The organism is Flavobacterium sp. (genome assembly GCF_039930565.1).
Classification (GTDB): domain Bacteria; phylum Bacteroidota; class Bacteroidia; order Flavobacteriales; family Flavobacteriaceae; genus Flavobacterium.
Map to the genome: position 1 here is coordinate 1 of NZ_JBDTTP010000003.1, position 14939 is coordinate 14939.

The following is a 14939-nucleotide window of genomic DNA, read 5'->3' on the forward strand; positions in this document are numbered from 1 at the left end:
TTAGGACGCATGGTTTTCATCCATGTAAGAGCGGTTCGATTCCGCTACGGGCTACTAAAATTAGTTGTGAATAAGTTTTATAAAATAAAAATTGGTGTCTCTGTTTTTGTTTTATTAGTTAAAACCAAAGTGATTGTTTTACAATTGTGGGAGGTTTTTCTTTTTTAACTAGTATCTATAATAATTATTACATCTAAAATTAAAAAAAATGGCAAATCATAAGTCAGCATTAAAAAGAATCAGAAGTAACGAAAAAAGAAGAGTTCTTAACAGATACCAACATAAAACTACTCGTAATGCTATTAAAGCATTAAGATTAGCTACTGAAAAATCTGATGCTGCTTCAAAATTATCAACTGTAATTTCTATGATTGATAAATTAGCTAAAAAGAACATCATTCATGATAATAAAGCTTCTAACCTGAAGTCTAAATTAACGAAACATGTTGCTAAATTGTAATTAATTGCAATTTCCTAAATACATAAAAGTCCTCATTTTGAGGACTTTTTTTGTTTTAACAACACCGATTCCTTTCTTTAAATTTGAAAAGAAGAAAAAAATACTTTAAACCGGCTATTAGATTGACATAATTATTAATTTTGCAATCTAAACTACATTTCAGATGAATACTCATTTGTTTAAAGAAAGTCCTTTCAGAACTATAATATCATTTCATAAACTAATCGAATCTTTTGAAGAAATTGCTTTGTCAGATGTTGATTACAGATCTAATTATGCAAAAGCAATACTGAAAGAAATACACTCATTACCGGAGTTTGAAAACGGTATTGAGGATTATGGATTCATTCAGAAAAATGAATCTCTGATAAAAAATCTATTGGCTGATTTATTTCCCACTGCCTTGACAAATAACGAAATAAAAGCAGTTACAATTCCATTTCAGAACTTAACTTTTAATTATACAGAGCGCTTCAGAAAAATTTTGAGCAATGCAGGTTCAGAGTTTGATATGGAGATTCGTGATTTTGATGCCCATCAGTTTTATATCAATAATTGCTGTTTGATTTTAGCAACATATTACAATCAAAAAATTGATTTTAATAAACCTTTTTTCTATGATATTCCTGATGAAAGAGGAGTTGTAAGGCATTATCGTATTTTGTATAATGCAGATTTTCTGGAAATAATTCCAACTGAAAATTCAATACACCTAAATAAGGATGACTTCGATTTGCTGATTGATAATTATACAGATATTGAGCTTTGGAAATCAAAATTTCCGGCAGGGAGTTGGATAATGAAAGGTTTTGGAATTGTCTCTTTATTTGATGCTACTACTGAAAATGCTATTTCGAATTTAAAAAGTAATCTGTTAAAACCAGAAAATACTGTTACTCCAACAGAAATTATCGAATCAATCTTTGTGTCACTATTCAAAATCCCTGGTCTTAGGTTTGGTTTTATCATTTATAATCCAGAAGAAGAAAAATTCAACAGGCCAGCTAAATTTGATACACAAATGAATAGTTTTTTACTGTCTAATGATCAGGAAGTACATTGTAAAAATGCATTATTTGGATGCTCTTTTGAAAATTTATTAGAAAAAAACGAGCCGTTTGTAATTTCAAATGTTGAAAAATTTTCTCAGGAACCTGAAAATGAAATACTCGGCCACCATTTGCTTTCTCAAAATATAGGCAGTTGCATATTTGCACCTATCATAAAAGACGATCATTTGTTAGGTGTTCTGGAAATAGTATCTGAAAATCCAAGAGACTTAAATAGTATAAATGCCACAAAATTGGAGTTGATTTTACCTTATTTAACAGACACCATTGATCGATACAATACAGATATGCAACATCAGGTAGAAGCTATTATTCAACGTGAATATACTACAATCCATCCTAGTGTTTATTGGAAATTTAAAAGGGAATCACAGAGTTATTTTCAGAATATCAATCATTCAAAAGATTATATTTTTAAGGAAATTGTCTTTAAGAATGTATTTCCGCTCTATGGGCAAATTGATATTAAAGGTTCATCTGAGCATCGAAATGAAACGGTAAAAAATGATTTAAAAAATCAATTGACAGCTCTTCTTCAAATTTTTGAAAATCAGGACGCAAGCACAAATTTGATACTTCTCGAACAGCGAAAATTTGAATTGGAATCTATGCGTCAAGAATTAGATTTTCCATTAAAGGCAGATACTGAGCAGTATATTCAGCGTTATATTGAAGAAGAAATTCATCCTCTCTTAAAAAACACTAAGGATACTGCTAAAAATGAAAAAATGGAGCGTTTATATTTTGAGACCCTTGATGAAAAAACAGGAATGTTTTATCACGATAGGAAAAAATTTGATAATGCCATGTCTATTGTCAATAAAAAAATGGCAACAATTTTAGACAGGAAACAATTGGAAGCGCAGGAAATTTATCCGCATTATTACGAGCGTTTTAAAACAGATGGTGTGGAGCATAACTTATACATAGGAGCTTCTATTGCACCAACAAAACCATTTGATATTATGTATCTGCATAATCTTCGTTTGTGGCAGTTACAGACTTTATGCGAAATGGAGCTCGAGCATCATCAGCTAAAAGAAACCCTGCCTTATGAATTAGACGTTACTTCGCTTATTTTGGTGTTTAGCTCACCATTATCCATACGCTTTAGAATGGATGAAAAACGCTTTGATGTTGATGGCACTTATAATGCACGTTACGAAGTTGTAAAAAAAAGAATTGATAAGGCCAATATTAAAGGGTCTAAAGAACGTATAACCGAGAAAGAAAAGATTACAATTGTATATTCTCAAAATAGTGAAGAAGCAGAATATTTAAAATATATTAAATACTTGCAGCACAAAAAAATACTGGAACCAGCAATAGAACAATTTGAAGTTGAAGATCTGCAAGGTGTTTCAGGATTAAGGGCAATTCGTGTAAAAGTGATTAATAATACAATAAATCCAGCGCTAGAAAAAATAACATATCAGGATTTATTGGATGAACTTAATTAAGGTCAGGCTGTTTTAAAACCAATTACAAAAGCTATGACTGTAACAATAATTCCGACCATAAAGAGATTGTAAGCAATACGCAATAAATTGTATTTGCGTTGTAAGACCAAGCCAAGATAATATAAATCTTTAATCATTGTAGAATACAGGTAATCACGATCTTTCATCATTTCGTTCATTGCCCAGTCATATTCTTCCAATGGCATTTTGTAGAAATTTCCAAAAAACATCAGGTTAACTTTTTTGGCTTCTACATCTTCACGGGTAAAAAAACCTGAAGTTACTTTTGGTCTTGTGGAAAGAATAGCAAAAATAATAGTAATTACACTTGACATAAGCATAATAAAAGTTGGAATCACCAAATGTACATTTTTGGGACTGTCTAATTTTGGAATAATGGATGAAAGTGCAATTGAAATAATAATAGCATTTACAGACAGTAAAATATTCGCTTTACTGTCAGCAATACCACTCAAACGTGTGTGATTTCCTAAAGTTACACGAAATAAAGTATCGACGCCACGATCTGTTTTTTCTGTCTTTTTTGTTTTCTCAACCGATTCCGATTCTTTCGTTTTTTGCTTTTTTATTTTTTTCTGAATGCGTACCATGTTTTTCTCTTTTAAAGGCTGCCAGTTTTTTTGCGCATAATCAGTATAGAAACGATGTTTATTTAATAAAAAATCAAAGTTTTCTTTTGCCCATTCTAAATTAGAAAAACTAATAATTCCTGTGTTTTTTAGTTCCATCCGCAACAACTCACATGTAGAGACATATTCAGAACTGATAATATGAATATAATCAGCATCCTTGATTATTTTTTCAAAATGGGATTGTGGTACATATTCTTTGGCGGTTGCCGAAATTAATCGGGAGACTTTATCAATGAATTCTGCTGATTGATTTCTTTCTTTTAAAAATTCTGCGACAATTTTTACACTTTCATTTTCATGGTTTTCAAAACCTTTTACATAACCTGTGTCATGAAACCAGGCAGCAATTAAAAGTAATTCCCTATCCTCAGTATTTACTTTTTCATTATTGCAAAGCTCTTTTGTTGCATTAACCACACTTTGTGTATGATTAAAATTGTGGTAAGAATATAAATTAGATAGTTTATCTTTGAGTAACTTGCTGACGAATTCTTCGGATTGTTCAATTAGGTTCATTGAGAATTTATTTTTATACCACTAAATTATGAAATTGTTTTTGGATAATCATTTTATTGCTAAGATTAAAACCTTTTGCACTGCTATATTCGTATTGTTTTTAATCTATTCCTGTGCCACACATCATGCCCAATTTGGAAAAAATGTAAGTGCTAACGAAAACGAAAACGCAACAGATACCATAAAAATTGCACACACTTTTTATTTAGTGGGAGACGCCGGAAATTCTGATGAGCAAAAGGCTAAGGAAACACTAGATCTGCTTCATAAAAAATTAAAAAAATCAGGAAAGAATGCTACACTTTTATTCCTGGGAGATAACATATACCCCAAAGGTTTTCGGACTGATAATGCTGATGCAAAAAAAAAGGCAGAAACAAAACTTAACAATCAATTGCTCCTTACAAAAGGTTTTAAGGGCAAAACAATTTTTATACCTGGCAATCACGATTGGTACAGTGGTATAAAAGGCCTGGAAAATCAATCGGAATTTATTACCAAATTCCTTAATAATAAAAAGGCTTTCATGCCTTCAAAGAACTGCGCAATCGAAGATGTGAAAATTGACAGTACAGCAGTATTGGTAACCATAGATAGTGAATGGTTTTTAGAAGATTGGGACAAACATCCAACAATAAATGATAATTGTGATATTAAAACACGCGAAGATTTTTTTGATGAACTGGAAAATATCTTAAATAAAAATCAGGAAAAAACGGTTGTTGTCGCTATTCATCATCCTTTAATGAGTAATGGAACTCACGGAGGACAATTTTCATTAGAAAAACAATTATTCCCTTTTGAACAAAAAATACCGCTTCCGGTTATTGGCTCATTCATTAATTTAGTGCGGAAAACATCCGGAGTAAGCCCGCAGGATATTCAAAATAAACAATACACTATTTATGCAAAAAGGATAAAAGCATTACTACAGGGGCAAAAAAATGTAATTGTTGTTTCGGGTCATGATCATAATTTGCAGTTCATAAACAATGAGAATATCAATCAGATTATTAGTGGAGCAGGTTCAAAATCTGAGGCTGCAAGAGCAATAAATCCTAATGATTTTTCGTATGGAGGAAATGGTTATGCAACTTTAACCTTGTTTAAAAGCGGGGATGCAAAAGTGAATTTTTTCGGAAATGAAAATAGCAAAGAAAAATTACTTTTTGAACGCGAAATTATAAAAGCAAAAGAAATCAATTGGGCAAAAAATGCCTCGAATAAATTCCCCGAAACAGTAACTAGTTCTATTTACTCAAAAGAAATGACCCAAAAAAGTGGCTTTCACAGATTTCTTTTTGGTAAACATTACAGAAAATATTATAGTATGCCAATTGTAGCAAAAACTGCAACTTTGGATACACTCATGGGAGGTCTTAAACCTGTTAGAGAAGGCGGCGGACATCAGTCAATATCATTGAGAGTTGTTGATTCTCAAAAAAGAGAATATGTAATGCGCGCTTTAAAAAAGAGTGCCACGCAGTTTTTGCAGAGCGTTGCCTTCAAAGACCAATATGTTGTAACAGATTTTCAGGATACTTATGCCGAAGATTTTCTATTGGATTTTTACACAACATCTCATCCGTACGCACCGTTTGCAGTCGGTAATATGGCAGACAAATTAGGATTATCACATACTAATCCATTACTATATTACATTCCAAAACAAAATGCATTAAAAGAGTTTAATTCAAATTTTGGAGATGCATTATATATGATTGAAGAACGTCCTGCAGATAATCATCTTGATGCTAAAAGTTTCGGAAAACCAACTGATATAATCAGCACGGAAGATATGATGAAAAACCTTCACAAAGATGAAAAGTATATAGTGGATGAAAAAGAATACATGAAAGCGCGTTTGTTCGATATGCTTATTGGTGATTGGGACAGGCATGATGATCAATGGCGATGGGGAGAATATAAAGAAAACAGCAAAGTTGTATATAGGCCAATTCCTCGAGATCGTGATCAGGCATTTACCAAATATGATGGAAAATTACTTTCAATATTGATGAATATTCCAGTGTTGAGACACATGAGAAGTTTCAAAAAAGAAATTGATAACGTAAAATGGCTGAATCGGGAACCGTATCCATTAGATTTGGCTTTTGTCAGAACTTCAGATAAAAACGACTGGATTGCTCAGGCTAAATATATTCAGGAACATCTTTCGGATAAGGAGATAGACAATGTGTTTAATAATTTACCTAAGGAAGTTCAGGATGCAACAATTGAAGATATTAAACAAAAATTAAAGAATAGAAAAAAACAGCTTCAGAAATATGCTGCTTCCTATTCTGATGTTTTATCACGTACCGTCATGATAGCCGGAACCGACAAAAAGGATAAGTTTGTACTGAATCATAATGCGAAAAAAAGTATCGAATTAAAAGTGTACCGAATTAAAAAAGAGGGTGAAGAATTGATTTACACTAAAAACTACAGCGATAAAACAACAAAAAATCTTTGGATTTACGGATTGGATGACGAAGATGTTTATGAAGTAAACGGGAATCAAAAATCAAAAATCCTAATTAGATTAATTGGAGGACAAAACAGTGATTCGTATACTATTACGAACGGAAAGAGAGTCAAAATTTATGACTTTAAGTCAAAAACAAATACTTATAATCTTGATAACAAAGCACAAACCAATCTTACGGATGATTATGATGTGAACTTATATAATTTTAAAAAACCTAAATACAATGTGTTTTCAGGTTTGCCAACTGCAGGTTTTAATCCTGATGATGGTGTGAAAATTGGTGTCAATATTAATTACACTGTAAACAATTTCAAACAAAATCCATATACGCAAAGACATGTGGTAAATGCCTATTATTACTTTGCAACCGGAGGTTTTGAGTTACAATATAACTCTCATTTTCCTGGATTGTTAGGTAATTGGGTTATTGATGTGGAAGCAAAATATACAACACCAAACTTTGCCATGAATTACTTTGGATATGGTAATGAAACGGTAAATAATGACCAGGATCTGGGAATGGATTATAATCGTGTCCGTATCCAGAAAATAAGGGCAGCACCTGCAATACGACACGTTGGGCGTTATGGTACTGAATTTACTTTGCAAACAATTTTTGAGCAAATGAAAGTTGAAAATACAGAGGGACGAATTATCAATTCTCCCGGAACAGTAAATCCAACTGTTTTCCAAAACCAGCAATATGGTGGAGCCAGAATGCAATATAGCTTTAAAAATGCCGATTTTAATTCGAAACCAACCTTAGGAATGGGCTTTTTAGTTGCAGGCACCTGGACAACAAATTTGAATGACAGCAAGAAAAACTTCCCAACATTAGAAGGAAATTTGAGTTTTGTTCATAAGATTGATTCGAAAGGAAAATTAGTTTTTGCTACTATTTTTAAAACAAAAGCTATTTTAAACAATAATTACGAGTTTTATCAGGGTGTAACATTAGGCGGTGATAAAGATTTACGTGGTTACAGATATGAACGCTTCTTAGGAAATACTTCTTACTCCCAAAGTACCGATTTGCGTTATACTATTGGTAAAATACGCCGAACTATTGTTCCTTTTACCTATGGAATTTTAGGAGGATTTGACTATGGCCGAATTTGGTTAGATGGTGAAGATTCAAAAAAATGGCACAATGACTTTGGTGGAGGTTTCTGGATAAACGGAATAAATGTAATAACTGCAAGAGTTTCTTATTTCAAATCACCGGATGAAGTAGGCAGGGTCTTCGTAGGTGCAGCTTATAGTTTTTAGACGAAAGTAATGGCAGCTAAAAGTTACAGGTTTTTTTTTTTGTAACGTCCATTTTACGAATTCGCTCATCACTTCGGGCCAGTGTTCCTTATCATAATTTGCAGTTCCGTCTTCGTTTACTTCAAAAAAATTATGTTCTAAGTTTAAATATCTTTTATAAACCAAATTGGTTTTAGAATTCTGAATATAAAATATCGGAACCAAATCGCATAAATCTGAAGCTATGTCGTTTGTTGCATAAGCTAAATAAGTAGGAATTGTAATTTTTAGCCAATCATTTATTTGAGGTCTGGAAAAAGATTTCCAAGGTAATAATGAAGGATCTTTTTTTAGAGAATCATTATTATACGCATCTTTGAACAATTGATATTTATCATTGATTTTTTCATCAGCTTCTTTCCAGCTAATTTTCTTTGTTTCAGCTTCTTTTCTGTAATTTCTTATCAGCTGATCAATTCTTCCAAATGGATTGGCGCCAAATAAACCTAAATGAGTTACATTTTTATTAGAAAGTGTTATTGCTGTTGCAACTTTAGAACCTTGAGAATGACCTGCTACAATGAGTGTTGAATTATCTACCCATTTTTGCTTTCGCAGGTATTTCAAAACGGCATTAGCACGTTGCTGATAATTTTCGAGATAATCAGATTGCATATATTGTTTGTCAAATTCATTAGGATATTCTGAATTTGGAATATAACAATAAGACTCATTAAGGTTTTTTTCTCCAACTATTACAGGTGTCTTGGGCATTGAAATCACCACTATATGATAATTCTGTTTTATTTCCATGATATCAAAATTCGTAATACCTCCACCAATCATCCACACAGGTTCATTTTCAGGTTTTACAAAAAGGGGCATTGGCATTGATCCCTGACAGAATAAAAAAATTGGCTTTTTCATATTTAAAATAGTATCAATTACTATAAAGTCAATACTATCATTTTTTTGCTGTATACTTAAATGAGTTGCCTGATTATTGATTATTATTCCTTTTTGTCCGAAACATATTTGAAATAAGGAAATAAGTGCAATTGTAAATAAATTATGTTTCATAAATAACCGATTGCTGATTACTTTAATTTAAATTCATAAACATTCCCATCCAATTTTCCTGTTTTTTCATCAGCAATAAGCAGGGCATTATTGTCTTTGAAAACAACAGATTCTTTTTGTGAAAAATGATTTAAGCTAATTTCAGTTTGAGTTCCTTTATGAAATAAATCGCCCTGAAAATTTTCGAATAAAACAATTTTGTCATGACTTAAAACCACTATCTTCTTACCATCAGGACTGATTGAAGCACTGGTTAAAACGCAGTGATTGTAATTGTCACAAGTTTTGAACTCCCCTATTTTGGTTGCTATTTGAGTTCCAGCAGCATTCGGTATTTTGTAGATAAATGCCGTTCCGTCAAAACCTTTGCTTCGGTTTTTGGTAAAAAGGTAAAAGTAATTTTGATATTCAAAAAAACCTTCCACATCGTAGAACATTTCTTTTTTCTTTGGAGGGAATTCATTTTGCTCCGGATAGGAGAATGAAACCTTATATTCGGCTAGGGCATTATCTTTATCTAATTCTTTTTTATTGACTTTGTAAATACACAAATCCTGGCGTATATTGTCATTGTTGCCAAAATCCCCAATATATAAATTATCTTTTTTGTCTTTTGTGATGTCTTCCCAATCAATATTTTCTGCGTTTGTGATGGTAATGGTTTTTTCTATTTTGCCTTCAGCATTCAATGCATAAATTTTATTGGCATTTCCACTGTCTTCTAAAGTATATAACAAATCAGATTCAGGGAAATAGATAATTCCGGAAACCTCCTTTAATTTTTTAGGAAGTGAATATATTGTTTTTAAATCATCATTTGATTGTTGCTGGCAAGCTAACAGTATGATTGAAACGGCTAATAAAAGTTGCTTTTTCATATTGGCTAAATTAAATTAGTGTTTTTAAAATTACGGATTATAAATTCAAAGGCGGCAAACATAATGTGTCCCATTGATTTTGCATTTTTAAATTTCATGTCGTTCGTGTAACGATACAATTCCATTTTTAGCTGATTTAGATGTTGGTCTGTTGAAATGGTGTCATGACACATTATGTTCAGTAACTTTTTAATTCTGTTCTCAGCAGAGTGAATTCGCTTAGCTAAAATGGCGCGCTCTTCATCTTTGTATTGTATGATGGAACGCTCTTCCAGTTTTTCCTTAATCAATTTTATCATAGGATAATTTTCCTTGAAAAACTGTGGGCGATATACTTTAAAGTTGCCTTCGTAACATTGCTGGTCAAAATCTATAGGACGAATTTTATAGACAACCTGATCGAAATCATGAATAGGGACAATTACATAATTATAAGCGCGCATGTCACCTAAAAGCCGAATCATGCATCGTTCGTTAAACTTGACAAATTCTTTGGCTATTTGCGATTTTTCGGTTTCTGTGCACGTTTCGAGTAAAGTGTCCATAAAAACATCTCCGGGAATTCCGATGATATGTTCCTCTATTAAAGTATCGTTATAAACCAGGAAATTGATTTTGTCAGGCGAAAGGATATCTTCAAGTTCAAGACCATAAATTCTGGAGGCATCTGCTTTTTTAATATAGAAATGAACATAATTGTCATTAAGAATGTTCCTGACCTTTATCCGGAATGGTTTTGAATTTCCAAAGGTGCAATAATCAATCGCGTCGATGTTAAGAAACTGGATGATTTCGCTATTTCCATCAGAATGTAAAAGAGAATATATTTTCTTAAGGTTTAGATCAATTTCATTTCTTTCAAATTCATTATAATAAACCCTAATCCATAAGGTATCAGTGTCATTTTTGTCATACACATTTACAGAACCTGAAAAGCGCAACAAATCATCATAGAACACAGATACTTTCGAAATTCGTTCGTATCGTTCTAAATAATTTAAAAGAGATTGTGTTAAAGGGTAAGAAGGTTTCTTTAATACCATTAAAGGTTCTGTCATTTTGAATATCTTTATGCAAATTTACATTATTTAAAATGTAACAGTAACAAAAATCAAGTTGAAACGTCTTACTAAAAACTAAAACCGAAATAATTTGGAAACTATACTTACTATTGAAAATCTTTATAAAAGATACGGGCGGATTCAGGCCTTAAAAAATGTATCTTTTGAAATACAAAAAGGGCGCGTTTACGGAATTCTGGGTCCTAACGGAAGCGGAAAATCAACCACTTTGGGAATTGTGCTGAATGTTGTGAACAAAACATCCGGAAATTACAGCTGGTTTGGTGGAACAATGCAAACACATGAAGCTTTAAAAAGAGTGGGTGCTATTATTGAAAGACCCAATTTCTATCCTTACATGACAGCCGAAGAAAACCTAAAACTGGTTTGTAAAATAAAAAGCATCAATTATTCTAAAATAAATGAAAAGCTTGATTTAGTTGGTCTGACCGAAAGGAAAGATAGTAAATTCAGTACTTTTTCGTTAGGAATGAAACAACGTCTGGCAATTGCATCCGCACTTTTAAATGACCCCGAAATTTTAATTTTAGATGAGCCTACGAATGGTTTAGATCCACAGGGGATTCACCAAATTAGGGATATCATCAGGAAAATTGCTTCTGAGGGAACTACTATCTTGCTTGCCTCGCATTTATTGGATGAGGTCGAAAAAGTATGCTCGCATGTAATTGTTTTACGAAAAGGAGAAATCCTTTATTCTGGTTCTGTTGATGGGATGTCAGCTAATGAGGGATTTTTTGAACTTCAGGCAAACGATAATACCGCTTTAAGAACTGCGTTACTTGAACATACTGCTATTGATAGAATTACTGAAGAAGACGGTAAAGTTTTGGTTTATTTGAAATCTGACTTATCGGCTTCAGATCTGAATTTATTTTTATTTTCTAAAAATATTGCATTATGCCATTTAGTAAAACGCAAAAATAGCCTTGAAGCACAGTTTTTAGAATTAACCAAAAGTGCAACTCCAAAAAACAACTAACCATGAACAGACTTATCTCTATAGAATTACAAAAAATCTGGAAAAACAAAGCCAGTAAAGTATTGACACTTACTTATTTTATTCTGCTTTCATTCATTGCTTTGATTGCTTCAATAAAATTTGATTTAGGAATTTTCAAATTTCATTTAGCAGAAATGGGAATTTTCAACTTTCCATATATATGGCACTTCAATAGCTACATTGCTGTATGGTTTAAACTTTTTTTAGCAATTGTGATTGTTTCAATGATGGCAAATGAATATACTTACGGTACTTTAAAACAAAATTTGATTGATGGTTTAACTAAAAAAGAGTTTATTTTATCCAAATTTTTAACAGTAGTAATTTTAGCATTATTTTCGACTATTTTTGTTTTTGTAATGACTATAATTTTAGGATTATCTTTTTCATCTTATACACAATTTGATATTGTTTTTAGTGATTTAAAATATTTAATAGCCTTTTTTGTGAACCTTTTAGGCTTCTTCTCATTTTGTTTATTTACCGGAATCTTGGTAAAGCGATCTGCTTTTGCTTTAGGTTTTATGTTGGTTTGGTTTTTTATTGAACAGTTAATAAAAGGTTTTTTGGCTTTTATGGTTTTTCCTAATAGTAATAATGATTTATATTTCAGTCAATTCCTTCCTTTAGAAGCAATATCAAACTTACTTATTGAGCCTTTTACGAGATTATCAGTAATAAAAACAATTGGAAATCAAATGGGTGTTGAAGGAACTAAAGATTATGGAGTACATTCTCTTTCTGTTTTGATTGTTTTAATATGGACATTTTTATTCATTTACTTCTCGTATAAGTTATTGAAAAAAAGAGATTTGTAATGCAGTAAAAATTATACTAATTTGTCAAAACTAAGTACAAAAAAAGCCATTCAATTTGAATGGCTTTTTTTAGTATACTCAGAATAGAATTAGAATTTGAATCTTTTTCTATCAGTTTCTGTCAAATAGATTTTTCTTAAACGAATAGATTTTGGAGTAACCTCTACATATTCATCTTTTTGAATGTATTCTAAAGCTTCTTCTAATGAGAAAATAATTGGAGGAATAATTCTCGCTTTTTCATCATTTCCGGAAGAACGAACGTTAGATTGTTTTTTCTCTTTTGTTACGTTTACACACATATCATCACCACGAGAGTTTTCTCCAATTACCTGACCTTCGTAAATTTCGGCATTTGGTTCAACAAAAAACTTACCGCGATCCTGCAATTTATCGATAGAATAAGGAATAGCTTTTCCTTTTTCCATAGAAATCAATGAACCTTTGTTACGTCCGGCAATTTCTCCTTTGTAAGGCTCATATCCTATAAAACGGTGTGCCATGATAGCTTCGCCAGCAGTAGCAGTAAGCAATTGATTTCGCAATCCAATAATTCCACGTGATGGAATATTAAATTTTACAATCATACGGTCACCTTTAGTTTCCATACTCAGCATTTCACCTTTACGCATGGTAACAAACTCTACAGCTCTACCTGAAAGACTTTCCGGTAAATCGATTGTTAATTCCTCAATTGGCTCACATTTTTTACCATCAATTTCTTTGATGATAACTTGTGGCTGACCAATTTGCAATTCATACCCTTCTCTTCTCATTGTTTCAATAAGAACAGATAAGTGAAGTACACCACGACCAAAAACCATAAACTTATCAGCAGAATCAGTTTCACCCAATTTCATTGCTAAGTTTTTCTCTAATTCTTTTGTCAAACGGTCTCTAATATGACGAGAAGTTACAAATTTACCCTCTTTACCAAAGAAAGGAGAGTCATTAATTGTAAACAACATACTCATAGTAGGCTCGTCAATATCAATAGTTTTTAAAGCTTCTGGATTTTCAAAATCAGCGATAGTATCTCCAATTTCAAAACCTTCAACTCCAATGATAGCGCAAATATCTCCGGCAATTACTTGTTGAACTTTTTTACGTCCAAGTCCTTCAAAAGTATGAAGTTCTTTGATACGTGATTTAGTTATAGTACCATCTCTTTTTACTAATGAGATTGGCATGCCTTCATTCAAAACTCCTCTTTCTAAACGACCAATAGCAATACGCCCGGTAAATGCAGAAAAATCTAATGAAGTAATCAACATTTGTGGAGTTCCTTCAGAAACTTTAGGAGCAGGTACATTTTCAACAACCATATCCAATAATGCTTCAACATTATCAGTTACGTTTTCCCAATGATCAGACATCCAGTTATTTTTAGCAGAACCATAAACTGTTGGAAAATCCAACTGCCATTCTTCAGCACCTAATTCAAACATCAAGTCAAAAACTTTTTCGTGAACTTCTTCAGGAGTACAGTTTTCTTTATCAACTTTATTGATAACAACACAAGGTTTCAGACCTAAGTCAATCGCTTTTTGTAATACGAAACGAGTTTGTGGCATTGGACCCTCAAAAGCATCCACTAGCAAACATACACCATCGGCCATGTTCAATACACGTTCTACTTCACCTCCAAAATCGGCGTGGCCTGGAGTGTCTATAATATTGATTTTTGTTCCTTTATATTGAACAGAAACGTTTTTCGAAGTAATAGTAATACCTCTCTCGCGCTCTAAATCGTTATTATCAAGAATTAAATCACCTGTATTTTCGTTGTCACGAAATAATTGACAGTGATACATAATTTTATCAACCAAAGTGGTTTTACCGTGATCGACGTGGGCAATAATTGCAATGTTTCTAATAGATTCCATCTGTTATTTTTAATGGGTGCAAAGGTACACTTTATTTTGATATAAAAAACGTTTTAAAGATAGTTTACGTAGTGCCAACCAATTAGTTTAAAAAAAAAGATTATAAATTAGTTTTTAAAAATGTATGATTTTATTGAAATTTGCTTAAAATACTTATATTTGAGTAATGAAAAGTAAACCAAAACAAATCACACTAATTTACATTATCATTTCTTTATTTGTGGCCATTTTGTGTCATAAATTCTTTATTAGCTGTAATTTGAAAATGGGATATTATTATTGCGCTTTTGTAAA

General features: G+C 31.9%; 10 protein-coding genes. 5 read left to right on the top strand and 5 right to left on the bottom strand.

Annotation, left to right across the window (positions count from 1 at the left end; all coding sequences use genetic code 11):
• Nucleotides 1–208: 208 nt before the first annotated feature.
• Together rpsT and ABI657_RS01610 are read left to right on the top strand one after the other, a co-directional pair.
• On the top strand, nt 209–460 hold the full coding sequence (gene rpsT, locus ABI657_RS01605; RefSeq protein ID WP_007803459.1) for a 30S ribosomal protein S20: 252 nt from the start codon (nt 209–211) through the stop codon (nt 458–460).
• 163 nt (nt 461–623) lie between these two features.
• A complete protein-coding gene (locus ABI657_RS01610) occupies nt 624–2990 on the top strand; it encodes a GAF domain-containing protein (RefSeq protein WP_348095485.1) in 2367 nt (788 codons plus the stop codon).
• A 2-nt stretch (nt 2991–2992) separates the two neighbouring features.
• Here the strand turns inward: ABI657_RS01610 and ABI657_RS01615 are convergent, their stop codons facing one another.
• Entirely contained in the window at nt 2993–4159 is a 1167-nt protein-coding gene (locus tag ABI657_RS01615) for a Pycsar system effector family protein (protein ID WP_348095486.1), read from the bottom strand.
• Nucleotides 4160–4187: 28 nt separating this feature from the next.
• Here ABI657_RS01615 and ABI657_RS01620 point away from each other — a divergent pair, with 28 nt between their 5' ends.
• Nucleotides 4188–7919, top strand: a complete 3732-nt coding sequence (locus tag ABI657_RS01620) for a metallophosphoesterase (protein WP_348095487.1) — start codon at nt 4188–4190, stop codon at nt 7917–7919.
• Here ABI657_RS01620 and ABI657_RS01625 read toward each other — a convergent pair.
• The 3 genes from ABI657_RS01625 to ABI657_RS01635 are packed head-to-tail and all read right to left on the bottom strand — an operon-like array spanning nt 7869 to nt 10914.
• Nucleotides 7869–8978, bottom strand: coding sequence for a hypothetical protein (locus tag ABI657_RS01625; RefSeq protein WP_348095488.1), 1110 nt, complete (start codon nt 8976–8978; stop codon nt 7869–7871). The genes ABI657_RS01620 and ABI657_RS01625 overlap by 51 nt on opposite strands.
• 17 nt (nt 8979–8995) lie before the next feature.
• The gene (locus ABI657_RS01630; RefSeq protein ID WP_348095489.1) at nt 8996–9856 is read right to left on the bottom strand and encodes a hypothetical protein; all 861 of its coding nucleotides are present in this window, start codon (nt 9854–9856) and stop codon (nt 8996–8998) included.
• 5 nt (nt 9857–9861) lie between these two features.
• Entirely contained in the window at nt 9862–10914 is a 1053-nt protein-coding gene (locus ABI657_RS01635; RefSeq protein ID WP_348095490.1) for a hypothetical protein, read from the bottom strand.
• A gap of 94 nt (nt 10915–11008) precedes the next feature.
• Here ABI657_RS01635 and ABI657_RS01640 point away from each other — a divergent pair, with 94 nt between their 5' ends.
• Nucleotides 11009–11920 carry an ATP-binding cassette domain-containing protein gene (locus ABI657_RS01640; RefSeq protein ID WP_348095491.1) on the top strand — a complete coding sequence of 304 codons (912 nt, stop codon included), beginning with the start codon at nt 11009–11011 and terminating at the stop codon, nt 11918–11920.
• Between the two features lie 2 nt (nt 11921–11922).
• Nucleotides 11923–12759: an ABC transporter permease gene (locus tag ABI657_RS01645; protein ID WP_348095492.1), complete on the top strand. Its 837-nt coding sequence runs from the start codon at nt 11923–11925 to the stop codon at nt 12757–12759.
• A gap of 89 nt (nt 12760–12848) precedes the next feature.
• Here ABI657_RS01645 and typA read toward each other — a convergent pair whose 3' ends face one another.
• The gene (typA, locus tag ABI657_RS01650; protein WP_348095493.1) at nt 12849–14645 is read right to left on the bottom strand and encodes a translational GTPase TypA; all 1797 of its coding nucleotides are present in this window, start codon (nt 14643–14645) and stop codon (nt 12849–12851) included.
• Between the last annotated feature and the right edge of the window lie 294 nt (nt 14646–14939).

Coding starts and splice junctions, on each gene's coding strand:
- ABI657_RS01610 (WP_348095485.1), top strand. CDS start 624: ATGAATACTCATTTGTTTAAAGAAAGTCCTTTCAGAACTATAATATCA.
- ABI657_RS01615 (WP_348095486.1), bottom strand. CDS start 4,159: ATGAACCTAATTGAACAATCCGAAGAATTCGTCAGCAAGTTACTCAAA.
- ABI657_RS01620 (WP_348095487.1), top strand. CDS start 4,188: ATGAAATTGTTTTTGGATAATCATTTTATTGCTAAGATTAAAACCTTT.
- ABI657_RS01625 (WP_348095488.1), bottom strand. CDS start 8,978: ATGAAACATAATTTATTTACAATTGCACTTATTTCCTTATTTCAAATA.
- typA (WP_348095493.1), bottom strand. CDS start 14,645: ATGGAATCTATTAGAAACATTGCAATTATTGCCCACGTCGATCACGGT.
- ABI657_RS01645 (WP_348095492.1), top strand. CDS start 11,923: ATGAACAGACTTATCTCTATAGAATTACAAAAAATCTGGAAAAACAAA.
- ABI657_RS01630 (WP_348095489.1), bottom strand. CDS start 9,856: ATGAAAAAGCAACTTTTATTAGCCGTTTCAATCATACTGTTAGCTTGC.
- ABI657_RS01635 (WP_348095490.1), bottom strand. CDS start 10,914: ATGACAGAACCTTTAATGGTATTAAAGAAACCTTCTTACCCTTTAACA.
- rpsT (WP_007803459.1), top strand. CDS start 209: ATGGCAAATCATAAGTCAGCATTAAAAAGAATCAGAAGTAACGAAAAA.